The 23418-nt window shown below is 54.3% G+C and carries 21 protein-coding genes; 12 read left to right on the top strand and 9 right to left on the bottom strand.

What is annotated here, in order from left to right; genetic code table 11:
• Window positions 1-471: 471 nt before the first annotated feature.
• The 5 genes from MRY16398_RS27800 to hemC all read right to left on the bottom strand — a co-directional run bounded on the left by MRY16398_RS27800 (window position 472) and on the right by hemC (window position 5925).
• The gene (locus tag MRY16398_RS27800) at window positions 472-1683 is read right to left on the bottom strand and encodes an MFS transporter (protein ID WP_125125572.1); all 1212 of its coding nucleotides are present in this window, start codon (window positions 1681-1683) and stop codon (window positions 472-474) included.
• A gap of 185 nt (window positions 1684-1868) precedes the next feature.
• On the bottom strand, window positions 1869-3065 hold the full coding sequence (hemY, locus tag MRY16398_RS27795; protein WP_039077024.1) for a protoheme IX biogenesis protein HemY: 1197 nt from the start codon (window positions 3063-3065) through the stop codon (window positions 1869-1871).
• Between the two features lie 2 nt (window positions 3066-3067).
• Window positions 3068-4225: a uroporphyrinogen-III C-methyltransferase gene (gene hemX, locus MRY16398_RS27790; protein ID WP_125125571.1), complete on the bottom strand. Its 1158-nt coding sequence runs from the start codon at window positions 4223-4225 to the stop codon at window positions 3068-3070.
• A gap of 21 nt (window positions 4226-4246) precedes the next feature.
• Window positions 4247-4987, bottom strand: a complete 741-nt coding sequence (gene hemD / locus MRY16398_RS27785; protein ID WP_039077026.1) for a uroporphyrinogen-III synthase — start codon at window positions 4985-4987, stop codon at window positions 4247-4249.
• Entirely contained in the window at window positions 4984-5925 is a 942-nt protein-coding gene (gene hemC / locus MRY16398_RS27780; RefSeq protein WP_108702383.1) for a hydroxymethylbilane synthase, read from the bottom strand. The genes hemD and hemC overlap by 4 nt, the downstream gene beginning before the upstream one ends.
• A 311-nt stretch (window positions 5926-6236) precedes the next feature.
• On the opposite strand from hemC, the gene cyaA reads away from it, so the two are divergent.
• A complete protein-coding gene (gene cyaA / locus MRY16398_RS27775; protein ID WP_039077028.1) occupies window positions 6237-8780 on the top strand; it encodes a class I adenylate cyclase in 2544 nt (847 codons plus the stop codon).
• Window positions 8781-8860: 80 nt separating this feature from the next.
• Here the strand turns inward: cyaA and cyaY are convergent, their stop codons facing one another.
• Window positions 8861-9184 carry an iron donor protein CyaY gene (gene cyaY, locus MRY16398_RS27770; RefSeq protein ID WP_039077029.1) on the bottom strand — a complete coding sequence of 108 codons (324 nt, stop codon included), beginning with the start codon at window positions 9182-9184 and terminating at the stop codon, window positions 8861-8863.
• A gap of 74 nt (window positions 9185-9258) precedes the next feature.
• The gene (locus tag MRY16398_RS27765; RefSeq protein WP_125125569.1) at window positions 9259-11031 is read right to left on the bottom strand and encodes a hypothetical protein; all 1773 of its coding nucleotides are present in this window, start codon (window positions 11029-11031) and stop codon (window positions 9259-9261) included.
• A gap of 179 nt (window positions 11032-11210) precedes the next feature.
• On the opposite strand from MRY16398_RS27765, the gene lptM reads away from it, so the two are divergent.
• From lptM to corA, 8 genes are all read left to right on the top strand, one after another.
• Window positions 11211-11414, top strand: coding sequence for an LPS translocon maturation chaperone LptM (gene lptM / locus MRY16398_RS27760; protein ID WP_039077030.1), 204 nt, complete (start codon window positions 11211-11213; stop codon window positions 11412-11414).
• Between the two features lie 36 nt (window positions 11415-11450).
• On the top strand, window positions 11451-12275 hold the full coding sequence (dapF, locus tag MRY16398_RS27755) for a diaminopimelate epimerase (protein ID WP_039077031.1): 825 nt from the start codon (window positions 11451-11453) through the stop codon (window positions 12273-12275).
• Entirely contained in the window at window positions 12272-12979 is a 708-nt protein-coding gene (locus MRY16398_RS27750; RefSeq protein WP_039077032.1) for a DUF484 domain-containing protein, read from the top strand. The genes dapF and MRY16398_RS27750 overlap by 4 nt, the downstream gene beginning before the upstream one ends.
• On the top strand, window positions 12976-13878 hold the full coding sequence (gene xerC, locus MRY16398_RS27745) for a tyrosine recombinase XerC (protein ID WP_039077033.1): 903 nt from the start codon (window positions 12976-12978) through the stop codon (window positions 13876-13878). The genes MRY16398_RS27750 and xerC overlap by 4 nt, the downstream gene beginning before the upstream one ends.
• Complete coding sequence (gene yigB / locus MRY16398_RS27740) at window positions 13878-14594, top strand: 5-amino-6-(5-phospho-D-ribitylamino)uracil phosphatase YigB (RefSeq protein WP_039077034.1); 717 nt, start codon at window positions 13878-13880, stop codon at window positions 14592-14594. Before xerC ends, yigB begins: the two co-directional genes overlap by 1 nt.
• Window positions 14595-14781: 187 nt before the next feature.
• Window positions 14782-16944 carry a DNA helicase II gene (uvrD, locus tag MRY16398_RS27735; RefSeq protein WP_039077035.1) on the top strand — a complete coding sequence of 721 codons (2163 nt, stop codon included), beginning with the start codon at window positions 14782-14784 and terminating at the stop codon, window positions 16942-16944.
• A 148-nt stretch (window positions 16945-17092) separates the two neighbouring features.
• Entirely contained in the window at window positions 17093-17149 is a 57-nt protein-coding gene (ysgD, locus tag MRY16398_RS31090; protein ID WP_212743980.1) for a YsgD/CorL family protein, read from the top strand.
• A gap of 153 nt (window positions 17150-17302) precedes the next feature.
• Entirely contained in the window at window positions 17303-18253 is a 951-nt protein-coding gene (gene corA / locus MRY16398_RS27730) for a magnesium/cobalt transporter CorA (RefSeq protein WP_039077036.1), read from the top strand.
• Between the two features lie 131 nt (window positions 18254-18384).
• Here the strand turns inward: corA and rarD are convergent, their stop codons facing one another.
• Both rarD and yigI read right to left on the bottom strand, forming a co-directional pair.
• A complete protein-coding gene (gene rarD / locus MRY16398_RS27725) occupies window positions 18385-19272 on the bottom strand; it encodes an EamA family transporter RarD (RefSeq protein WP_039077037.1) in 888 nt (295 codons plus the stop codon).
• A gap of 51 nt (window positions 19273-19323) precedes the next feature.
• Window positions 19324-19791 (bottom strand): acyl-CoA thioesterase YigI, encoded by a 468-nt coding sequence (gene yigI, locus MRY16398_RS27720; RefSeq protein ID WP_039077038.1) that lies wholly within the window; start codon window positions 19789-19791, stop codon window positions 19324-19326.
• 159 nt (window positions 19792-19950) lie between these two features.
• On the opposite strand from yigI, the gene pldA reads away from it, so the two are divergent.
• The 3 genes from pldA (at window position 19951) to rhtC (ending at window position 23406) form a co-directional block, all read left to right on the top strand.
• Window positions 19951-20826 carry a phospholipase A gene (gene pldA / locus MRY16398_RS27715; protein ID WP_039077039.1) on the top strand — a complete coding sequence of 292 codons (876 nt, stop codon included), beginning with the start codon at window positions 19951-19953 and terminating at the stop codon, window positions 20824-20826.
• A gap of 65 nt (window positions 20827-20891) precedes the next feature.
• Window positions 20892-22721 (top strand): ATP-dependent DNA helicase RecQ, encoded by a 1830-nt coding sequence (gene recQ, locus MRY16398_RS27710; RefSeq protein ID WP_039077040.1) that lies wholly within the window; start codon window positions 20892-20894, stop codon window positions 22719-22721.
• A 61-nt stretch (window positions 22722-22782) separates the two neighbouring features.
• Window positions 22783-23406 carry a threonine export protein RhtC gene (rhtC, locus tag MRY16398_RS27705; protein WP_039077041.1) on the top strand — a complete coding sequence of 208 codons (624 nt, stop codon included), beginning with the start codon at window positions 22783-22785 and terminating at the stop codon, window positions 23404-23406.
• Window positions 23407-23418 lie beyond the last annotated feature (12 nt).

Here is a 23418-nt window from a genome sequence, read left to right as displayed (position 1 = left end):
AATCTCTCATTTTACGGTGTTGCGTATCAGCGACAACCCAACCTACCTTTGTCGTCAATTGGTGACATCTAATTTATTGATTTATAAGGAGTAGGCTGTCTGGTATTGTGGCTGTCTCCTGTAGGCGACAATAAAGCGTCTGGCACCGTAGCTAAATTGGGGCGATTGCCGCCGCAGAGCGCGATTTTCCTGTTATCTGAAAAGAACTTAAGCGTGCTGTTTTGCTAATGCGAACCTGGCACACTATGTGCAATAATATACGTGTAGATGCTCATTCCACCTCTTATGTTCGCCTTCTGGCCTCATAAACTCCGGAATGATGCAGAGCCGTTTACGGTGCTTATCGTCCACTGACAGATGTCGCTTCGGCCTCATCAAACACCATGGACACTACGTTGAGTGAAGCACCCATTTATGTTGTCAAACAGACCTGTTTTAACGCCTGCTTTCGAGCAGGCGTTTTTTTATGCCTTATTCCCGGTAGCGTGCCATCACCACACTCATCAAAAGCAATGCGCTCAGTGATACGCTGTAGAGCGCCTGCGCGGCGCCCCATTCGCTGGCAAGCCAGGCCGCAATGGTGGTCATCAGCGTGGCGGTTAATGTTTGCCAGCGCCACGCTTTTGCGCTGGCTGCCGGGATCTCATCTCCGCTAAACCCGGCAAGCAGACTAAACGTACCGACAGCAAACACCACATTCGAGGCCAGATGGGCGATAAAAATAAGCCCCAGTGCCGCGCTCTTCTCTTCTGAGAGCAGCGGCAGCAGGCCGTATGCCCCAAGGAAAATGGCCAGACACAGCACTAACAGGCGATTGCGGCGGGCATAGTGCGGCAACTTTTCACCATTCAGCAGCAGCGGACCACAAAGCTGCCCCAGGCTACGGGCGAACAGTAGCGGTAATGCCAGCCCGCTAGCGTCGTCCGGGTGTATCTGTTGCGCCAGTGCGGGCAAGAGCGCCATGGCTGGTGAACCAACCGCGGCAAGGGCGGGCAGGATCAGCAGGCTGCGCTTTTGTGCGGCGGTAAGTGAAGGCCATGCAATAGTCGATAACGGTTTGCCGTTATTGCGATTGCTCATGTCATGGGCACGATAATGTGCCCGTGTCAGCATAAGCAGAGCCACCGACGCCAGAAAACTCAGTGCATCAATGCTCAGCAATATTAGCGGGGCAACATGGTCGAACAACAGCACGCCCACCCCCGTTCCTAGCAATACCTGAGAGGCAAAAATAACGCTCTCCATCCCTGTGGCCGCAGGCAATTCATCATGCGTAAGGCCGCGCTTGAATACCAACGCTAACGCAGGCCAGGACATCCCGCCCAGCAACGCCTCTGCCGACTGAACCATCAGCAAAGCGGGGATACTGTGATACACGAGCCCGAACAGAGGAAGGGCGAGGGCGACCATACCCAACAGCTCTGTGATAATTAAAAGAGACAGGGGCGACAAGCGTCGACAGAGCTTTTCTCCCGCCAGGCTGCCCACAAAGCCCGGTAGCGTTGCCAACAGGTAGGCGAGGGTGAGCGTTGAAGGTGAGGCATGCCAGCGTAAGAGCTGGCCGAAGACCAGTACCTGGGTCAGGCCATTACCCAGTGAAGATAAGACAAATGCGCAGAGCAGCAGCCGCAGCCAGCGGTGCGTGCGTAGCGCGCGCACGAGCGCGAACAATAGGGTGTTCATGGTAACGATTTCCCAAAACGAGTTATTTCCTGCAGCAAGCGCTGCATCGATTGAAAGGGGTTAACTCGGGAAGATCGTTACATTGGCAGAGACGTTCCGTTAATTGAGACGGGAAAACTGTAGCACAGGATATTCAGAAATGTCAGGCAGGCAAAAAATCGGGGCCTTGCGGCCCCGACAGAGGATCAGGAAGGGGGGTTATTCTGCAACGTGAGCAGCAGACCATCACGACGCATCTCTGCGGCTTCTTCCGGCTGGTGCAGCCGGTCGAGGCAGTCAGCAAGCCAGGCGTAATCGAATGCATCCGGGCGTTGTTTCAGCGCGGCACGAAACGCCAGGCAGGCCTCTTTCCACTCGCCGTGTTTCATCAGTGATTGCCCCAGCGTACTCCAGAGCATCGGGCGGTCGCCCTGCGTTTTGATTTGCTGGCGCAGGACTTTTTCTACCTGCTCAGGATTATTGGTTTTCAGGCGCGGGATCACCAGAACCAGGCGGTCGTCATACTGTCGTTTCAGACCATCCAGGAGGATCGCCTGGGCAGTATCGTGATCGTCACATTCGATAAGATGTTCTGCCATTGCCACCTGCAAGGGGATTTGATGACGGGTTTTGCGACTCTGGTTTTTCCACCAGCTTCGTAGACCCTCGCTTCCCAGATCGGCACGCGCCTGATCCATTAGCCCAATCCAGGCTTGTTGCTGGAGTGCTTCGCGATGCGCCTCATCTCCGACGTTCGCTTTTGCCATCGACGGAATGATGTCCAGCAGTGAACTCCATGCGCCGGTGCGGATGTAAGCCTGTTCTGCCAGGCGCAATACTTCCGGATGACGTGGGGTAATTTCCAGCAGTCGGTCAACGCCATGGCGCGCGGCATGATTTTCATTGCGTGCCAGTTGCAGACGTACACGGGTAATTTCGACCGGGATCGGATCGTTTTCCGACAGCTCTGCGGCACGCTCAAGGTGCTGATTCGCACGCACTTCATCGCCACGTTGCTGTGCCGCTTCGGCCGCCAGTAAGTAGTTCACCACGGGTTGTTGCGCATGATCGGCGTTTTTCGCCATCAACTTCTCAACCTGCTGATAATCGCCTTCTGCCAGCTTGATGAGCGCCAGTTCCGTCTGTTTACGGGCGCGGCGACGTTTACGGCCAACGAACCAGCCACGCGTATGCGCGCCAGTGCGGAAAATACGGCGTAACAGCCATTCGAGGGCAAAAAGCACTACCAGAGCCAGTACCAGAATGATGACCAGGCCAGTGACGCTGGTTTCAATGTTGTAAGTGTCAGTCTGGATCAGCACATAGCCCTGATGGCCGGCGATCATCGGACCTAACACGATCCCGGCGATCAGCAGCGCAAAGAGTAATAATACTTTCAGCATGATTATTCTCCCTGCGGCGCTTGAGCAGGCGCATTCGGATCCGGGGCAACGCCAGGCTGCGCCAGAAGATTACGCACACGGGTCTGCATCAGTTTCTCCAGAATCGGCTGGCTTTTCAGCGACTCAGGGACCGCCATGGCGATGGACTGCTGCTCGAGCTTGTCAATTTCCTCAAGAAACGCTTTGGTGGCGGAATCATCCGTATCGTAGTAGGCGCGAATCCAGGTAGAGACATTATCCAGCGCCTGCTTGTAGGTCTCTTCCTGATGGCGAGGTACTGCCTGTGCCGCAACTAACAGCCTTGAGCGGATATTTTCGCGCAGATAGATGTCCTGGTTCGGGGCCAGCAATGGCACTGCGGTTTCATCGCGACGGCGAATCGTGATGAAGCTGTCCATAAAGTTCTGCCAGCTTTTTTGCAGATTCACGCGCCATTCGTTAAGGGAACTCGACAACTCACTGCTGTCTGAATCCATCGGGGCATCGTCGTCGTTGTTATCCGCCAGACGCAGATTATCAATCTGGTTCGAGAGTTGGTTCACTTTCAGGATGATGCCGTCATAATCCACCTGAGAAATCGCAGAGAGGCTGGCGACATCATCAGTAATGGCGCGGCGCGCAGTGATAAGGCTGGGATCGTTCATGTCCGCCAGGCTGGCATCTGCGCTTTTCAGCAGCGCCGCGGCGGTGGTGACATCCTGATCGCTCCACAGCTTACGCCCGGCCAGTTTGACCAGGAAATCAGCCTGCGCCAGCAGCCAGGTTTTCGCATCGGTGCCGGAAATGGTGGCGACTTTTTGCTGAACCTCATTTAACTGCCTGGCGAGCGCGTCTTGCTGACGTTTGGCCTCTTCAAGCTGCGTGGCCTGCTGTTTAATAACGCCTTCCAGCCCGGCTTTTTGTTTGTCCTGCGCTTGCTGCATCGCAATGACCTGGTTGGCCAGCTCATCATTCGTTGCGCGCAGTACGGTAGTTTGCTGCTTTACCCAGCCATAAAGACCGACGCCTGCTGCCAGCGCAATTGCAATAGCAATCACGCTAAGTGCAAGACTTGTCTTGCCCGCGCGGTTGTTCTTCTCGGCGTTTTTCGGCGGCGGCGTGTAGCCATCAGCCTGCTTGGTTTCTTCAACCACGGCAGAGGAGTGTTGTTGTTCCGTCATTATGGCTTCCCATTATGAGTGTTATTGTAATGCGCGAAGCAGCGCATCGTTGTCTGCGTTTTCAGCGACCTGAATATCTTGCCAGCCCAGTTCCCGGGCGAGGTTCGCCAGACGCTCGCTGACGACCAACAGCCGACAGCGTAGTAACCAATTTTCGCGATACCAGAGCGGAATAAGCGTAAAAAGCTGTTGCAGCATCTCACCGCTGGTGACCACTATCGTATCGACGCCGCGCGTATGCCAGCGCATGGCCTCTTGTGCCCCGTCATACAACTTTCCACAGCGTTGATAACATTCGCAAAACTCAACCTGAGCGCCACGAGCCACCAGCGTTTCACCTAATAACTCACGTCCGCCGTTTCCCCGTAAGATTAGCGCACGTTTGCCCTGAATGTTTTGTAATTCAGGCAATTGTAGTAGGACTTCGCTGATTTCCTGGTCCAGTGGATAGCGAACCTCAATACCGCTGGCAGTATGTAACGCCAGCGCGGTCGTGCGACCAATGGCAAAGTAGCGTGGCTGTAAAGGCCAGTAAGCGTGGGTTTGCTGTAAATGCGCGTGGGCAAATGTCACGGCATGCTGTGATAAGGCAAAAACCATATCGTCTTCGCCCAGCGCCGACAGACGCTCGGGCAGCGTGTTGAGTTCCCTGCCTGGGGTGAACTCAATCAACGGAAAGCTCCATGCCACCTGTCCCAGTGCGCGCAGTCGGCTCACTAACATTTCCCCTGCCGGGGAGGGGCGGGTGACAAGGATATTCATGCGGGCGCATCTCCGTTGTAGACGTCAGCCAGAATTTCACGTGCGCCGTTATCCAGTAGTTCCTCGGCAAGTGAGATACCTAACTGGACGGCTTCGTCCGGATGACCCCGGCGCTCACCCTGGACCATTTTCGAACCGTCCGGCGCGCCAACCAGCGCACGCAGCCACAGTTCACCATCATGTAATTCAGCATAGCTGCCAATTGGTACCTGGCAGCCGCCTTCGAGACGGGTATTCATGGCACGCTCTGCGGAAACCCGCACAGCGGTTTCGTGATGGTTAAGCGGGGCGAGCAACAAACGGGTGCGTTCGTCTGCAAGACGGCACTCAATGCCCACCGCACCCTGACCCACTGCCGGGAGCGAAAGCTCTGCTGGCAGCGCGACGCGAATTCGCGATTCGAGCCCCAGACGTTTCAGGCCTGCCACCGCCAGGATGATGGCGTCATAATCGCCGCTATCGAGTTTTGACAGACGGGTACCGACATTGCCACGCAAAGAGCGGATCACCAGATCGGGGCGGCGTGCCGCCAACTGACACTGCCGACGTAAACTTGATGTGCCAACTACGCTCCCCGCAGGCAGCGCGTCGATGTCGCTGTAGTGATTAGAGACAAAGGCATCGCGCGGATCTTCACGCTCACAAATCGTCACCAGACCCAACCCTTCCGGGAACTCGACGGGGACATCTTTCATAGAGTGCACGGCGATATCGGCGCGGTTTTCAAGCAATGCCAGCTCAAGTTCCTTCACAAACAGACCTTTACCGCCGACTTTCGCCAGAGGGGTGTCCAGAATGACATCGCCACGCGTAACCATAGGCACCAGTTCGACCGTCAGGCCCGGGTGGAGTGCCTCAAGACGCTGCTTAACATATTGTGCCTGCCAAAGTGCAAGGGGACTTTGCCGTGTGGCAATTCTCAGAACATTGTCTAACATGCTTGTTACCGTCATTATCATCCATCGACCATCCTAACATTCTTGTCTTAGGGTGTCAGTGTTCGTGGTGATTGCATAGGTGAGGCGAGCACGGTCTCGTCAAAACGAGACACACCCTCGGCCGTAATTGGGAATTTACACATTGTAAATGGTGCTAAACTGGTATGTAGCGCATCTTTCTTTACGGTCAATCAGCAAGGTGTTAAATTGATCACGTTTTAGACCATTTTTTCGTCTGTACCACCACAAAGACAAGGGCGAAAAAAGGTGACGGCGATTTTGGACTTTCTGTAAACATCAGGCGATACGTCTTGTACCTCTATATTGAGACTCTGAAACAGAGGCTGGATGCCATCAATCAACTGCGTGTGGATCGCGCGCTAGCGGCCATGGGCCCTGCTTTCCAGCAGGTCTACAGTCTGCTGCCCACGCTTTTGCACTACCATCATCCGTTGATGCCGGGCTACCTCGAAGGTAGCGTTCCAAAAGGCATTTGCCTCTACACGCCTGATGAAACCCAACGCCACTACCTCAACGAGCTTGAGCTCTACCGTGGAATGCCCCCGCAGGAATCGCCAAAAGGCGAGTTGCCGATAACCGGCGTCTACTCCATGGGCAGTACTTCATCGGTAGGACAAAGCTGCTCTTCTGACCTGGATATCTGGGTTTGCCACCAGTCGTGGCTCGATAACGAAGAGCGCCAATTGTTGCAGCGTAAATGCAGCCTGCTTGAGAGTTGGGCCGCATCGCTGGGTGTGGAAGTCAGCTTCTTCTTAATTGATGAAAACCGCTTCCGCCATAATGAAAGCGGCAGTCTGGGTGGTGAAGACTGTGGCTCGACGCAGCATATTTTGTTGCTCGATGAATTCTATCGTACCGCTGTGCGTCTGGCCGGTAAGCGTATTCTGTGGAATATGGTGCCGGGCGATGAAGAAGAGCACTATGACGATTACGTCATGACGCTCTATGCACAGGGCGTACTGACGCCAAATGAATGGCTGGACCTCGGCGGCCTGAGCTCCCTTTCCGCCGAAGAGTACTTCGGCGCCAGCCTGTGGCAGCTCTATAAAAGTATCGACTCCCCCTATAAAGCAGTGCTGAAAACTCTGCTACTGGAAGCTTATTCCTGGGAGTATCCGAACACCCGCCTGTTGGCGAAAGACATTAAACAGCGTCTGCACGACGGTGAAATCGTTTCGTTCGGTCTGGATCATTACTGCATGATGCTGGAGCGCGTCACCCATTATCTGACCGCGATTGAAGATTTCACGCGTCTTGATCTTGTGCGTCGATGTTTCTATTTAAAAGTGTGCGAGAAACTGAGCCGTGAGCGTGCCTGTGTGGGCTGGCGGCGTGAAGTGGTCAGTCAGTTAGTGAAAGAGTGGGGTTGGGACGAAGCGCGTCTCACCATGCTCGATAATCGGGCAAACTGGAAAATCGACCAGGTACGTGAAGCGCATAACGAGCTGCTCGATGCCATGATGCAGAGCTACCGTAACCTGATTCGCTTTGCGCGCCGCAACAATCTGAGCGTCTCCGCCAGTCCGCAGGACATCGGCGTGCTGACCCGTAAGTTATATGCCGCTTTCGAAGCGTTGCCGGGTAAAGTCACCCTGGTGAATCCGCAGATTTCTCCGGATCTCTCCGAGCCTAATTTAACCTTTATCCATGTGCCGCCGGGCCGTGCGAATCGTACGGGTTGGTATCTGTACAACCGTGCCCCAAACATGGACTCTATCGTTAGCCACCAGCCGCTGGAATATAACCGTTACTTGAACAAACTGGTGGCGTGGGCGTGGTTCAATGGTTTGCTGACGTCGCGTACTCGCCTGTTTATTAAAGGTAATGGCATTGTCGATTTGGCAAAACTGCAGGAGATGGTGGCGAATGTGTCCCATCACTTCCCGCTGCGTCTGCCTGCGCCAACGCCAAAAGCGCTGTACAGCCCCTGCGAAATCCGCCATCTGGCGATTATCGTGAACCTGGAATATGACCCGACTGCGGCATTCCGTAACCAGGTCGTGCATTTCGATTTCCGTAAGCTTGATGTGTTCAGCTTCGGTGAGCAGCAAAACTGCCTGGTTGGCAGCGTAGACCTGCTTTATCGCAACTCCTGGAATGAAGTGCGTACACTGCATTTCAACGGCGAGCAGGCGATGATTGAAGCGCTGAAAACCATTCTGGGCAAAATGCATCAGGATGCCGCGCCGCCCGATAGCGTTGAAGTGTTCTGTTATAGCCAGCATCTGCGCGGCTTGATCCGTACCCGCGTGCAGCAACTGGTTTCTGAATGCATTGAGCTGCGTCTGTCCAGTACCCGCCAGGAAACGGGGCGCTTCAAAGCGTTACGCGTGGCCGGACAGACCTGGGGGCTTTTCTTCGAGCGCCTGAATGTATCGGTGCAGAAACTTGAAAACGCGATTGAGTTTTATGGCGCGATTTCTCATAACAAACTGCACGGGCTGTCGGTTCAGGTCGAAACGAACCACGTCAAACTGCCGCAGGTGGTGGATGGGTTTGCCAGCGAAGGGATTATTCAGTTCTTCTTCGAAGAGACCGGCGATGACGGTTTCAATATCTATATTCTGGATGAAAGCAACCGCGCGGAAGTGTATCACCACTGCGAAGGCAGCAAAGAGGAGCTGGTGCGCGACGTTAGCCGCTTCTATTCGTCGTCGCACGACCGCTTTACCTACGGCTCAAGCTTTATCAACTTCAACCTGCCGCAGTTCTACCAAATCGTGAATGTGGATGGTCGGGCGCAGGTGATTCCGTTCCGCAATCAGGCTATCACGCCTGTTGCGTCTGCCAATCAGGATAACGACGCGCCGCTGTTGCAGCAGTACTTCTCCTGATGTTTTAGCGGGTAGCCCGGGGAAGCGCAGCGTACCCGGGACTCCCGGATGCGGCGCAATGCCTTATCCGGGGTTAGATGTTAGCCGCGAAAACTTACCTCTTCGCCCGCCTGTTGCGTCGCCGCCTGTTCCAGCAGATCCCAGAAGGTTTCGCCTGAACGGTCGCAAACCCACTCGTCACCTTTCAGATCGAAATGGTAACCGCCTTGTTTGGCCGCCAGCCACACCTGATGCAGGGGTTCCTGGCGGTTGATGATGATTTTGCTGCCGTTTTCAAAGGTGATGGTCAATATGCCGCCGTTAATTTCGCAGTCGATATCGCTGTCGCCGTCCCAGTCGTCCAGACGCTCTTCAATGGTCATCCACAGGGTGTCAGCAAGGCGATGAAATTCACTGTCGTTCATTGTCGTTTCCCGTTTTACGTGATGGCGGCAGTATAGCCGCAGGAGCGAATCGCATCAAAGCCGCGCCTGTGCTTTCATTTCTCGTCCTCTGTTCCGTTATGCGTCCATTTACTGACAAAGGGCGCGGATGAACTCACTTCAAATATTGCTAAGCTGTCTTCGCCTAAAGGGGATAACGTAGCGATATACAGGCGATTTTGATAATGCGCGATACGCCTGGTGATGAGGTGAAATTGCCGTGGATCGAGGCCTGGTAGTCTTTCCCATTTGCCCCAATGCCCTTGAGAAGAGAGCACTTTGCGCCAGTGCACCCCGGTACCGTCTATTTTAAAAGAGGGGCCGTCACGCCAATCAGCAGACGCGCCTGCAGGCTGCGCGCGAGTGGAATATTTCACCCCCGTCGGAACAAACACACCGTCATCCATCAGCTTGCCATCCAGATATCCCGTACGGTAGTGGACGCCATAGCCATAGCCGGAATGCTGCTCGAACCATATCACCCGTACCGCTTTGCTATCAGGCGTCGGATACCGCCAGAGTTGCATACCATCGAAAACATAAAAGTAGCGGTCGTCACGGGCGAACCAATTTCGGAGATAGGGGTTATCGTTCAGGTGTGCTTCCTTTTCATCAGGAACGCGGTAATCCATCAGAATCAACGTTCCTGTTGATTCGAATATCTGCAATCCGCCTGGTTGATAGCCGTGTCGGGTAAGCAGATAGCCATGATTCCTTCCGGCGTTAAAACGTTTATCAATGGTCAGATTCGGGTTGTCGAGAGTGACGATTTCCAGCTTCTTTTTATCAGAGTCCGTTTTGGTAATGACATACAGTTTGTCCTGATACTGCGCCACGGCATCGCTGAGCGGATGGAACTGCTCCGGGTCAAGGCCTGGGATCTCTGCTTGCTGGCAATCGGGGCCTTTACGCCACAGGACGCGCTTTTCCAGGAGGTTGAAGGCGTTACAATGTTTGTGCGTATCTTCGTCCCATTCCAGGTTGCCCTGGTTGAGGACGTAGCGATGCAGGCCGTTTTTATCGCGAAAGGTCAGCAGCGATCCTGGCATCCAGCGCACAATCGAAAAGGTATCGGGATCGGCTTTAAGCGGTTCGCCGTTAATGATAAGCCGCGTACGTGTTCGCGCCAGAGTATCCCAGGGACCGAAAGGCATCGCGACGCAGGGGTTAAACGCCGCAGAAAATTTGCCGCGCTGATCCCAGGATTTTTGCGCCAACACGGTAAAACTATCCGGCTCATCAAGGCGATGCCCATTGACGTAGAGATACCGATCGTCGCGCAAAATTAGCCCCAACCAGTCAGGACGCCATCTGCTGTCGAAGTCAATTTTGCGCAGCGTAGCCACATTCACTGGCCTTTCAGTGCTGTTATCGCCGGTACGTTTGCCTTCGTAATAAAGGCTGTTTTTATCAGCGGCAAAGCTGTCGAAGACTTGAAAAGAGGGAATGTCCACAGGCGGCGTGCCGGGCGGGTTATACATGACTTTGCCTGCGTACACGATGTAGCGGCCATCACTGTGATACGCATACTGGGAATAAGTCGACTGTGCGCCTTGATAGACATAATCGGTAGTCAGATCCGTTAACGGTGGTTCTTCTTTCCACCCTTTAGGATGCGCATAATCAATCGCCAGGTTCGGCAGGCGACGCAGGCGTTTGAAGTTAAGTTCTGGTAACGCAATGACATTTTCTTCGCCCGCTTGCATATAGACCGCGCCTTTGCCCCACGGCTGATAAGCATTATGCTCAGGCGGATCTAACCGGCATGCCAGGGCGGGCTGTAACAACAGTGAAAGTGAAAGAAGATAAAAGAGCTTGTTAATTTTCATCACGCCATCCTGGCCTTGAAAAGAGAAGGCTTAGCAAAGCATATTTGGCGTTGAGGATGTGTCGTGAACAGGTAAACGGACGGCTTTTCCGATTTTATAAAGACGTGCTAAACGCTTGCTTTTGTGTCTTCTCCTGCGATGATAGAAAGCAGAAAGAATGAACCAACAGGCAACCTACAATGAAAGACGTGTGTCGAACCCTGGCTGTATTATTAACCTTATTTAGCCTGACGGGCTGTGGTCTGAAAGGGCCGCTCTATTTCCCGCCGGCTGACAAAAATGCGCCGCCGCCAACCAAAAAAACCGAAAGCGCCATTCAGACAACGACCCCGGATCGTAACGATCGTGGTGATAATGGTGGCCCAACGCAGGTGAATTACTAACGTTCCCGTGCTGTATCCGCGTATATGGAGTAGATGATGCAGTTCTCTAAAATGCATGGCCTTGGCAACGATTTTATGGTCGTCGACGCGGTAACGCAGAATGTCTTTTTTTCCCCTGATCTGATCCGTCGTATGGCTGACAGGCATCTCGGGGTGGGGTTCGATCAACTGCTGGTGGTCGAACCCCCCTACGATCCCGAACTCGATTTCCACTATCGCATCTTTAATGCTGACGGCAGCGAAGTCTCCCAGTGCGGAAACGGCGCACGTTGTTTTGCCCGTTTTGTGCGCTTAAAAGGGTTGACCAATAAACGTGACATTCGCGTCAGCACCGCGAACGGCCGCATGGTATTAACCGTAACGGATGACGAGCTGGTGCGCGTGAACATGGGCGAACCCAACTTCGAGCCATCGCAGGTTCCGTTCCGGGCGAACAAAGCGGAAAAGACCTATATTATGCGTGCGGCGGAACAAACAATATTGTGCGGCGTTGTCTCAATGGGCAATCCGCACTGTGTTATCCAAGTCGATGATGTCGATACCGCTCCGGTTGAAACGCTGGGGCCGGTAATGGAGAGCCACGAACGCTTCCCTGAGCGCGCCAATATTGGTTTCATGCAAGTAGTCAAACGCGATCACATCCGACTGCGCGTGTATGAACGCGGCGCGGGCGAAACGCAGGCCTGCGGAAGCGGCGCTTGCGCAGCGGTCGCGGTCGGTATCCAGCAAGGTTTGCTGGCAGAAGAAGTACGTGTGGAACTCCCAGGCGGTCGGCTGGATATCGCATGGAAAGGACCGGGCCAACCGTTGTTTATGACTGGCCCGGCGGCACATGTCTACGACGGATTTATTCATCTATGAAGCAACCAGGGGAAGAACTGCAGGAAACGTTTATGGAACTGGATGACCACGCTGTCGTCGATTATCTGTTGCGTAATCCTGAGTTTTTTATCCGTAATGCACACGCTGTTGAAGCTATTCGTGTTCCTCATCCCGTACGCGGTTCGATTTCGTTAGTCGAGTGGCACATGGTGCGGGCACGTAACCATATCAACGTGCTGGAAGAGAACATGACGTTGCTGATGGAGCAGGCCAGCGCCAATGAAGGTCTGTTCTACCGCCTGCTGCGTCTGCAGGGCAAACTGGCATCGGCCAAAAGCCTTGAGGAAATGTTGAATCGCTTCCAGCGGTGGGCCAGAGATTTGGGGCTGGCAGGCGCTACCGTCCGCCTGTTCCCGGACCGCTGGCGTCTTGGCGCGCCGTCCGGTTTTACCCATCTTGCGCTCTCTCGCCAGGCTTTTGAGCCACTGCGTATTCAGCGTCTGGGTCAACAGCAGCACTATCTCGGTTCACTGAACGGACCGGAGTTACTCTTACTTTTGCCGGAAGCGAAAGCGATCGGTTCTGTGGCGGTAACAATGATGGGGCCAGACGCCGATCTGGGCGTTGTGCTGTTCAGTAGTCGCGACCCGCATCACTATCAGCATGGCCAGGGCACGCAACTGCTGGAAGAGATCGCCATAATGTTACCGGACTTGCTGGAGCGCTGGATCGAGCGCGTATGACCGATTCGCCTCTGCATCTGGCCGTCACGCGTTTTCTGCGCTATCTGGGCGTGGAGCGTCAGTTAAGCCCCATCACGCTTCTCAATTATCAGCGTCAGCTTGATGCCATCATTGCGCTTGCCGGGGAAATCGGCCTGCAGCGCTGGCAACAATGTGATGCCGCCGCGGTACGGGCTTTTGCCGTGCGCAGTCGCCGCAAGGGGCTGGGAGCCGCCAGTCTGGCGCTACGCCTTTCGGCTTTACGCAGCTTCTTTGACTGGCTGGTGAGTCAGGGCGAGCTTCCGGCCAATCCCGCGAAGGGTGTTTCCGCTCCGAAAACGCCGCGTCACTTGCCAAAAAATATTGACGTGGACGACGTAAACCGTCTGCTGGATATCGATCTTAACGATCCGCTGGCGGTACGCGACAGGGCGATGCTGGAGGTAATGTACGGTGCCGGGCTGCGTTTATCCGAACTGGTGGGGCTGGATATCAAACACCTTGATTTGGAAAGTGGTGAAGTCTGGGTGATGGGGAAAGGCAGCAAAGAGCGCCGTTTACCTGTCGGGCGGAACGCGGTCATCTGGATTGAACACTGGCTGGATTTACGCGGGTTATTTGGCAGCGAAGAAGAGGCGCTGTTTCTCTCGAAATTGGGGAAACGTATTTCCGCGCGCAATGTGCAAAAACGCTTTGCTGAGTGGGGAATCAAACAGGGGCTGAACAGTCACGTGCACCCGCATAAACTGCGTCACTCCTTTGCCACCCATATGCTGGAGTCCAGCGGCGATCTGCGCGGCGTGCAGGAACTGTTGGGGCATGCTAACCTTTCCACCACACAAATCTATACCCATCTTGATTTTCAACACCTTGCCTCGGTGTATGACGCAGCGCATCCACGCGCCAAACGGGGGAAATAATGCGATTTTACCGGCCTGTGGGCCTCATCTCGGCCATCACTTTTGATCTCGACGATACCCTTTACGATAACCGCCCGGTTATTCTGCGCACGGAACAGGAATCCCTGCTGTTTGTGCAACAATATCACCCCTCGCTGAATGCGCTGGAAAATACGGATTTGAAACGCATTCGCCAGTCGTTGTTGCTCGCGGAACCGGAGATCTACCACGATGTGACCGAATGGCGTCGTCGTGCGGTCGAACGCGCCATGCTGGATGCCGGGTTAACCGTTGATGAAGCGGCAGAAGGGGCGCAAGCGGCAATGCAGCATTTCGCGAAATGGCGCAGCCGTGTTGATGTGCCGCAAGAGACCCACGAAACCCTGGCAAAGCTCGCTGAAAAATGGCCGCTGGTGGCGATCACCAACGGCAATGCGCAGCCAGCGTTATTCGGCCTGGCCGATTACTTTGAATTTGTGCTGCGCGCTGGCCCTGACGGGCGTGCGAAGCCGTTTAATGATATGTACCACCTTGCGGCTGAACGCCTGAACATTCCGTTAGGTGAAATTCTGCACGTCGGGGATGACCTGACGACAGATGTCGCCGGTGCCATTCGCTGTGGTATGCAGGCCTGCTGGATCAAACCGGAAGGGGCAGACCTGCTGACGGCTTCTGATAGCCGATTGCTGCCACATCTGGAGATTTCGCGGTTGGCATCCCTCACCACGCTGATATAATCACCACAAGTTCTGTATAAATTCCCAGGGGTTGTTGCGCTTTATCCTTCGGTCTACAGGTGCGTTGACGGCACTCACTCACCCCAGTCACATAGTTAATCTATGCTCCTGGGGATTCATGAGCTTGTCGCCTTCCTGTAAACCAAATGATATAGCGCAACGGCTTCATACTAACCCGGCGGTGCCAATGGACGTTTCTTACCTGCTCGACAGCCTTAATGACAAACAGCGTGATGCGGTCGCCGCGTCGCGTAGCAATATGCTGGTGCTGGCCGGGGCAGGCAGTGGCAAGACGCGCGTGCTGGTGCATCGCATCGCCTGGCTGATGACCGTGGAAAACTGCTCGCCGTACTCCATTATGGCGGTGACCTTCACCAACAAAGCGGCGGCGGAGATGCGCCACCGTATCGGCCAGCTTATGGGGACCAGCCAGGGCGGTATGTGGGTGGGTACTTTTCACGGGCTGGCGCATCGCCTGTTGCGTGCGCACCATATGGACGCCAACCTGCCGCAGGATTTCCAGATCCTCGACAGCGAAGACCAGTTACGTTTGCTTAAGCGTCTGATCAAGGCGATGAACCTTGATGAGAAGCAGTGGCCGCCGCGCCAGGCCATGTGGTATATCAACGGCCAAAAAGATGAAGGCATTCGCCCGCACCATATTCAAAGCTACGGTAACCCGGTCGAGCAGACCTGGCAGAAGGTTTATCAGGCCTATCAGGAAGCCTGCGATCGCGCCGGGCTGGTGGATTTCGCCGAGCTGCTGCTGCGTGCCCATGAACTGTGGCTCAATAAGCCGCATATCCTACAGCACTATCGCGAACGTTTTACCAATATCCTGGTGGATGAGTTCCAGGATACCAACAACATTCAGTATGCCTGGATCCGCCTGCTGGCAGGCGACACCGGCAAAGTCATGATTGTCGGCGACGATGATCAGTCGATTTACGGCTGGCGTGGGGCGCAGGTGGAAAATATCCAGCGCTTCCTCAACGACTTCCCCGGCGCGCAGACGATCCGCCTTGAGCAGAACTACCGCTCAACCAGCAATATTCTCAGCGCGGCGAACGCCCTTATCGAAAACAACAACGGGCGTTTGGGGAAAAACCTGTGGACCGACGGTGCCGATGGCGAGCCGATTTCACTCTATTGCGCTTTCAACGAGCTGGATGAGGCTCGTTTTGTTGTTAACCGTATTAAAACCTGGCAGGAGAGCGGCGGTGCGCTGGAGCATTGCGCCATTCTCTATCGCAGTAACGCCCAGTCCCGTGTGCTGGAAGAGGCGTTATTACAGGCAAGCATGCCGTATCGTATTTACGGTGGGATGCGCTTCTTTGAACGTCAGGAAATCAAAGACGCACTCTCTTATTTGCGCCTGATTGCAAACCGAAATGATGATGCCGCCTTTGAACGTGTGGTGAATACGCCGACGCGTGGGATCGGTGACAGAACGCTGGACGTGGTCCGCCAGACTTCGCGCGATCGTCAACTGACGCTGTGGCAGGCGACACGCGAACTGTTGCAGGAAAAAGTGCTGGCCGGTCGCGCGGCAAGTGCATTACAGCGCTTTATGGAGCTGATTGACGCGCTGGCTCAGGAGACGGCTGACATGCCATTGCACGTACAAACGGACCGCGTGGTGAAAGATTCCGGCCTGTGGATGATGTACGAGCAGGAGAAAGGCGAGAAAGGCCAGACGCGTATCGAGAACTTAGAGGAACTGGTCACGGCAACGCGCCAGTTCAGCTACAACGAAGAAGATGAAGATCTGATGCCGTTACAGGCATTCCTCTCCCATGCCGCGCTGGAAGCGGGCGAAGGGCAGGCGGATACCTGGCAGGACGCAGTACAACTGATGACACTGCACTCCGCCAAGGGGCTTGAGTTCCCGCAGGTGTTTATTGTCGGGATGGAAGAGGGGATGTTCCCGAGCCAGATGTCGCTGGATGAAGGCGGCCGTCTGGAAGAGGAACGTCGCCTGGCCTATGTCGGCGTGACCCGTGCGATGCAGAAGCTGACGCTGACTTATGCCGAAACCCGCCGTCTGTATGGCAAAGAGGCCTATCACCGTCCATCGCGCTTTATCGGCGAGTTGCCAGAAAACTGTGTCGAAGAGGTGCGCTTGCGCGCTACCGTCAGCCGTCCGGTCAGCCATCAACGCCTTGGCGCGCCGATTTCAGAGAACGACACGGGCTATAAACTGGGACAGCGTGTGCGTCATCCGAAGTTCGGTGAAGGGACAATTGTTAATCTGGAAGGCAGCGGCGAGCACAGCCGTTTGCAGGTGGCATTCCAGGGGCAGGGCATTAAATGGCTGGTGGCTGCTTATGCACGTCTTGAAACAGTGTAACTTTCAGAAAAATATCATTATTTTGTAATATTCTGCTAGCCTTATACGCTAAGGGGGAAATATTACCCTTTAGCGTTTCGTTGCGTGTTGACGCCTCATTTTTGCTGGCGTAACATGCGCGCACGATCACGCTAAGAGGACATTCGCCTTGGACACACCCAGTAGATACTGGCTCAATTCCCTGTCATCCAGGAACAACTCCTAAGGCTATCTCCTTATGCTGATGGCCTTAGTGGTTGTCAGCGACCTGCTGTATTCCCGTCGCGCTGAGTCAGGCTGTTTAATGGTCTGAAACGCCAAATGTTTCTTGTGTGCCCAACCGAACTGTCCAGTCATTTTTGCATTGGGAGTCCCGGCTATGCTGAGCGCATTTCAACTGGAAAATAATCGTTTAACCCGTCTCGAAGCTGACGAAATAAAGCACCTCGCCAGTTCCGTCTGGGTTGACCTGGTCGAGCCGGACGATGACGAGCGAACCCGCGTGCAGTCTGAATTGGGTCAGAACCTGGCGACACGCCCGGAACTGGAAGACATCGAAGCATCTGCGCGTTTTTTTGAAGATGAAGACGGCTTGCACATCCACTCCTTCTTCTTCTTTGAAGATGCGGAAGACCATGCTGGCAACTCCACCGTGGCATTTACTATCCGCGAAGGCCGCCTCTTCACCCTGCGTGAGCGCGAATTACCCGCTTTTCGTCTCTACCGTATGCGCGCCCGTAGCCAGGCTATGGTCGATGGCAACGCCTATGAGTTACTGCTCGATCTCTTCGAGACCAAAATCGAACAGCTCGCAGACGAAATCGAAAACATCTATAGCGATCTGGAAAAACTCAGCCGTGTGATCATGGAAGGTCATCAGGGTGATGAATATGACGAAGCGCTTTCCACGCTGGCGGAACTGGAAGATATCGGCTGGAAGGTACGTCTGTGTCTGATGGATACCCAGCGCGCGCTGAACTTCCTGGTGCGTAAAGCGCGTTTGCCGGGCGGTCAGTTGGAGCAGGCCCGCGAAATCCTGCGAGATATCGAATCTCTGCTGCCGCACAACGAATCCCTGTTCCAGAAAGTGAACTTCCTGATGCAGGCGGCAATGGGCTTTATCAATATTGAGCAGAACCGGATCATCAAGATCTTCTCGGTCGTTTCCGTTGTCTTCCTGCCGCCGACGCTGGTGGCATCCAGTTACGGGATGAACTTCGAGTTTATGCCTGAGCTGCACTGGAGCTTTGGCTACCCTGGCGCGATTGTCTTTATGATCCTCGCCGGGCTGGCGCCGTATCTCTACTTCAAACGTCGTAACTGGCTGTAAATCTATAATAAAAGGTTCAGCAATTCTGCTGAACCTTCCTTTATGGATCTTATCGCGCGTGGCTTCCTTCACCTGCTCCGGCTGATTAAAGACGCGGCGATATCAGCGGTACGGAATCCTGACGCTGGCAATTACCGACCCCTGCGTTGGGTGTACAGTGCATCCATCACGAATATGGCGAGCGCTACCCAAATAAACCCGAATGTCACCATTTTGTCCGCCCCCGGATGCTCGTCATAAAACGTCACCGCCAGCAGGAACATCAGCGTTGGGCCAATGTACTGGAAGAAACCCAGTGTCGACAGGCGCAGACGTGTCGCCGCGCCGGTAAAGCACAGCAGGGGAACGGTAGTGACCACCCCGGCAGCCATCAACAGCAGATTAAGCGACCAGCTATTCTGTGTCATATGGCTGGTCGCGCTATCGGCAATCCCAAACAGCCAGATAGCCGCCACGGGCAGCAGCCACAGTGTTTCCACCAGCATGCCGGTTTGCGCGTCGACGGCGATTTTTTTACGCAGCAGGCCGTAGAAGGCGAAACTAAAGGCCAGGCCCAGCGAGATAATCGGCAAGGAGCCGAAGGCCCACAACTGTACCAGTACGCCACTGGCGGCCAATATTACCGCCAGCCACTGCATGCGGCGGAAACGTTCACCAAGGAAAACCATCCCCAGCAGGATATTAACCAGTGGGTTAATAAAATACCCCAGGCTTGCTTCCAGCAGATGGTGGTTATTTACTGACCAGATAAAGAGCAGCCAGTTACCTCCAACGAGAACGGCAGATACCGCTAACAGCAAGATTTTCTTTGGCGTACGTAAAAGCTGTTTCACCTGCGACCACTGACGGCTGACGCTTATCAGGGCGATCATGAAGAAGAAGGACCAGATAATTCGGTGAGTCAGGATTTCATCGGCAGGAACGAACCAGATAACTTTGAAATAGGCCGGTGCGACGCCCCAAATAAAATAAGCGGCCAGAGCAAATATCACTCCCAACCGCGTCTGTTTTGCATCCATCAGGAAAACTCTTTGCTGAAAAGTAACGACATTTTACCCGATTTTCGCGGCTTAACCCACCATATAGGTTGCTGTGGCGCTGGCGATATAGAGCTGCTCTTCGTTATGTAACTCGACACGCGCGACCGCAACCTTGTTCCCGGCACGCAGTAGCGTACTGGTGGCGGTGAAGCGATTACCCCGGCCCGGACGTAAATAATCGACGCGCAAATCAATGGTGCCCATTCGCGACAGACGAGCACGTAATTCATCTTCGGTGAGGGTGTCATGGCGCGTCAGCGTGCTGCCAACGCACACCAGGCCTGCGGCGACATCCAGCGCGGAGGCAATAACCCCGCCGTGTAAAATGCTCTGCGCCCAGTTTCCCACCATCATGGGCTGATTGTTGAAGCTGAGTTGGGCAAAATCCTTCTCGTAGCGAGTAAGCTCCAGACCCAGCGCACGATTGAAGGGCATGTGGTAGACGAAAATCTCACCCACGAGTTTTAATGCGGCTTCTGCTGTGAGGACGGCAGACATAGTGGCTCTTCCGTTAGGTTAATGAAATGTTGATTTTATGCCTCTAAATTGTTGAATTCCAGTTTAAGAGAGGATACCTGCGCAGCGTCTCAATAAATATGTAGAATAGATGTTGTAAAAATATTCAGTTCATCAACATTGTTCAGGGGAAGAAAACCGATGCGGACGTTTCTGGGTTGGTTTGTGGCATTGTGTGCGCTGCCTTTTGCGGCTTTTGCGCAGGAAGCGACAGTAAAAGAAGTTCATGATGCGCCTGCTGTGCGCGGTAGTATTATCGCGAATATGCTGCAGGAGCATGATAATCCGTTCACGCTCTATCCGTATGAGTCGAACTACCTGCTTTATACCTACACCAGCGACATGAACAAAGAAGCCATTCGTTCATATAGCTGGTCTGATGAAGCGCGTAAAGATGAAGTAAAATTCCAGCTCAGCCTGGCGTTCCCGCTGTGGCGCGGAATAGTCGGTCCGAATTCCGTGCTGGGCGCTTCCTATACGCAAAAATCGTGGTGGCAGCTTTCTAACACGAAGGAGCCTGCTTCTTCGCCGTTCCGTGAAACCAACTATGAACCGCAGTTGTTCCTCGGTTTCGCTACTGATTACAGCTTTGCGGGCTGGACCTTGCGCGATATGGAGTTTGGCTTCAACCATGACTCCAATGGCCGTTCTGATCCCACATCGCGTAGCTGGAACCGCCTTTATACGCGTTTAATGGCGCAAAATGGCAACTGGCTGGTGGAAGTAAAACCCTGGTACGTGGTGGGTAACACCGACGATAACCCGGATATCACCAAATATCTTGGCCACTATCAACTGCGGGTCGGCTATCAGTATGGCGAGGCCATTTTCAGCGTCAAAGGGCAGTACAACTGGAACACGGGCTACGGTGGCGCAGAAGTCGGCGTCAGCTATCCGATCACCAAACATGTCCGTTTCTACACCCAGGTGTACAGCGGTTATGGCGAGTCGTTAATTGACTACAATTTCAATCAGACGCGTGTTGGTGTCGGCGTAATGCTCAACGATCTGTTTTAAGCATTGCAGTTTCATGAGCAGGCGCTGAAAATAGCGCCTGTTTTCTTTTGTCGAGTGGAGTAAATGTGGCGCAGGCGGAAGTATTGAATCTGGAATCGACAGCCCTGGAAGTTTTACGGGAAACCTTCGGCTACCAGCAGTTCCGTCCGGGTCAGCAACATATCATTGATACCGTGCTCGGCGGCCGCGACTGTCTGGTTGTCATGCCGACCGGTGGCGGCAAATCTCTCTGCTATCAAATTCCGGCGCTGATTCTGCCTGGCCTGACGGTGGTGGTATCGCCGCTGATCTCCCTGATGAAAGATCAGGTTGATCAGTTACTGGCGAACGGCGTTGCTGCGGCCTGTCTGAACTCAACACAAAGTCGTGAACAACAGCTTGAGGTGATGGCTGGCTGCCGCACCGGACAAATCCGTCTGCTGTATATCGCCCCTGAGCGGCTGATGCTTGATAACTTTCTTGAGCAACTGACGCACTGGAACCCGGTACTTCTGGCGGTGGATGAAGCGCACTGTATCTCCCAGTGGGGTCATGATTTCCGCCCGGAATATGCCGCACTGGGCCAGCTTCGTCAGTATCTGCCGTCTGTGCCTTTTATGGCATTGACCGCCACGGCGGATGACACCACCCGTCGCGATATTGAACGTCTTCTGGGGCTGAACGACCCGCTGATTCAGATCAGCAGTTTTGACCGACCCAATATCCGCTACATGCTGATGGAGAAATTCAAACCGCTCGATCAGCTTTTACGCTATGTACATGACCAGCGCGGCAAGTCCGGAATTATTTACTGCAACAGTCGGGCGAAGGTGGAAGACACCGCCGCTCGCCTGCAAAGCCGGGGTTTTAGCGCCGCGGCGTATCATGCCGGGCTGGAAAACGCGGTGCGCGCCAGCGTGCAGGAGAAATTCCAGCGCGATGATCTGCAAATCGTGGTCGCGACCGTCGCATTCGGTATGGGAATTAACAAACCCAACGTGCGATTTGTGGTTCACTTCGACATTCCGCGTAATATCGAGTCTTACTATCAGGAAACCGGCCGTGCCGGGCGTGATGGCCTGCCCGCCGAGGCGATGCTGTTCTACGCGCCGGAAGACATGGCCTGGCTGCGCCGTTGCCTTGAAGAAAAACCGGCCGGGCAATTGCAGGATATTGAGCGTCATAAGCTCAATGCGATGGGGGCCTTTGCGGAAGCGCAAACCTGCCGCCGTCTGGTCTTGCTCAATTACTTTGGCGAAGGGCGTCAGGAAGCCTGCGGTAACTGCGATATCTGCCTTGATCCGCCGAAACAGTATGATGGCCTGAAGGATGCGCAAATTGCGCTCTCGACCATTGGTCGCGTCAATCAGCGTTTCGGGATGGGCTATGTGGTTGAGGTGATCCGTGGGGCGAATAACCAACGTATCCGTGAACTCGGCCACGATAAGCTTAAGGTCTACGGCATGGGCCGGGAAAAAAGCCATGAGCATTGGGTAAGCGTGATTCGCCAGCTTATTCATTTGGGGCTGGTCACGCAGAACATCGCCCAGCATTCATCGTTACAGATGACGGATGCCGCGCGTCCGGTGCTGCGTGGCGAGGTTCCGTTGCAACTCGCCGTGCCGCGTGTGGTCGCGCTGAAATCCCGGGTGATGCAGAAGGCGGCAGTCGGCAACTATGATCGCAAACTCTTCGCTAAGCTGCGCAAATTACGTAAAGCGATTGCCGATGAAAACAACGTGCCGCCGTATGTGGTCTTCAACGACGCAACGCTGATTGAAATGGCCGAACAGATGCCCATTACGCCAGGTGAAATGCTCGGGGTTAACGGCGTAGGCGTACGTAAACTTGAGCGCTTTGGTCAGGAGTTTATGGCGCTGATTCGTGCCCATGTGGATGGCGATGATGACGAGTAGCCAGCACAGAGAAAAAGTGTCAGGATAGTAACCCACTTTATTATTTTTCCGCGAGTTAACCATGTTAATGCTGTTTCTCACCGTTGCCCTGGTGCACATTGTGGCGTTAATGAGCCCCGGCCCGGACTTCTTCTTTGTGTCGCAAACCGCCGTCAGCCGCTCCCGCAAAGAGGCGATGATGGGCGTGCTCGGCATTACCACAGGCGTGATGGTGTGGGCAGGCGTTGCACTGCTCGGTCTTAACCTGATCCTTGAAAAAATGGCCTGGCTGCACAGTATCATTATGGTCGGCGGCGGCCTGTACCTGTGCTGGATGGGTTACCAGATGCTGCGTGGTGCGCTGAAAAAAGAAGAGAACAAAGCCGGTGCGCCGCAGATTGAACTGGCAACCAGCAGTGGTCGAAGCTTTATGAAGGGGCTGTTAACGAACCTCGCCAATCCGAAAGCGATCATCTACTTCGGTTCGGTGTTCTCACTGTTTGTCGGCGACAGCGTGGGTGCAGGGGCGCGCTGGGGGATCTTTATGCTGATCACGCTGGAAACTTTCGCCTGGTTCACCGTCGTGGCAAGCCTATTCGCCTTACCGGCGATGCGCCGTGGTTATCAGCGTCTGGCGAAGTGGATTGACGGTTTTGCCGGTGCGCTGTTCGCCGGTTTCGGTATCCATTTGATCATTTCGCGTTAATGTTTATCCCGG

The sequence above is a fragment of the Phytobacter sp. MRY16-398 genome (assembly GCF_003925915.1).
Taxonomy (GTDB): Bacteria; Pseudomonadota; Gammaproteobacteria; order Enterobacterales; family Enterobacteriaceae; genus Phytobacter; species Phytobacter diazotrophicus.
This window is presented reverse-complemented; position numbering and strand designations above follow the sequence as displayed.

What these genes read in the sequence shown, in the direction of transcription:
- MRY16398_RS27800 (WP_125125572.1), bottom strand. Translation starts at nt 1,683, where the DNA reads ATGAACACCCTATTGTTCGCGCTCGTGCGCGCGCTACGCACGCACCGC.
- hemY (WP_039077024.1), bottom strand. Translation starts at nt 3,065, where the DNA reads ATGCTGAAAGTATTATTACTCTTTGCGCTGCTGATCGCCGGGATCGTG.
- hemX (WP_125125571.1), bottom strand. Translation starts at nt 4,225, where the DNA reads ATGACGGAACAACAACACTCCTCTGCCGTGGTTGAAGAAACCAAGCAG.
- hemD (WP_039077026.1), bottom strand. Translation starts at nt 4,987, where the DNA reads ATGAATATCCTTGTCACCCGCCCCTCCCCGGCAGGGGAAATGTTAGTG.
- hemC (WP_108702383.1), bottom strand. Translation starts at nt 5,925, where the DNA reads ATGTTAGACAATGTTCTGAGAATTGCCACACGGCAAAGTCCCCTTGCA.
- cyaY (WP_039077029.1), bottom strand. Translation starts at nt 9,184, where the DNA reads ATGAACGACAGTGAATTTCATCGCCTTGCTGACACCCTGTGGATGACC.
- MRY16398_RS27765 (WP_125125569.1), bottom strand. Translation starts at nt 11,031, where the DNA reads ATGAAAATTAACAAGCTCTTTTATCTTCTTTCACTTTCACTGTTGTTA.
- lptM (WP_039077030.1), top strand. Translation starts at nt 11,211, where the DNA reads ATGAAAGACGTGTGTCGAACCCTGGCTGTATTATTAACCTTATTTAGC.
- dapF (WP_039077031.1), top strand. Translation starts at nt 11,451, where the DNA reads ATGCAGTTCTCTAAAATGCATGGCCTTGGCAACGATTTTATGGTCGTC.
- MRY16398_RS27750 (WP_039077032.1), top strand. Translation starts at nt 12,272, where the DNA reads ATGAAGCAACCAGGGGAAGAACTGCAGGAAACGTTTATGGAACTGGAT.
- xerC (WP_039077033.1), top strand. Translation starts at nt 12,976, where the DNA reads ATGACCGATTCGCCTCTGCATCTGGCCGTCACGCGTTTTCTGCGCTAT.
- yigB (WP_039077034.1), top strand. Translation starts at nt 13,878, where the DNA reads ATGCGATTTTACCGGCCTGTGGGCCTCATCTCGGCCATCACTTTTGAT.
- uvrD (WP_039077035.1), top strand. Translation starts at nt 14,782, where the DNA reads ATGGACGTTTCTTACCTGCTCGACAGCCTTAATGACAAACAGCGTGAT.
- corA (WP_039077036.1), top strand. Translation starts at nt 17,303, where the DNA reads ATGCTGAGCGCATTTCAACTGGAAAATAATCGTTTAACCCGTCTCGAA.
- rarD (WP_039077037.1), bottom strand. Translation starts at nt 19,272, where the DNA reads ATGGATGCAAAACAGACGCGGTTGGGAGTGATATTTGCTCTGGCCGCT.
- yigI (WP_039077038.1), bottom strand. Translation starts at nt 19,791, where the DNA reads ATGTCTGCCGTCCTCACAGCAGAAGCCGCATTAAAACTCGTGGGTGAG.
- pldA (WP_039077039.1), top strand. Translation starts at nt 19,951, where the DNA reads ATGCGGACGTTTCTGGGTTGGTTTGTGGCATTGTGTGCGCTGCCTTTT.
- rhtC (WP_039077041.1), top strand. Translation starts at nt 22,783, where the DNA reads ATGTTAATGCTGTTTCTCACCGTTGCCCTGGTGCACATTGTGGCGTTA.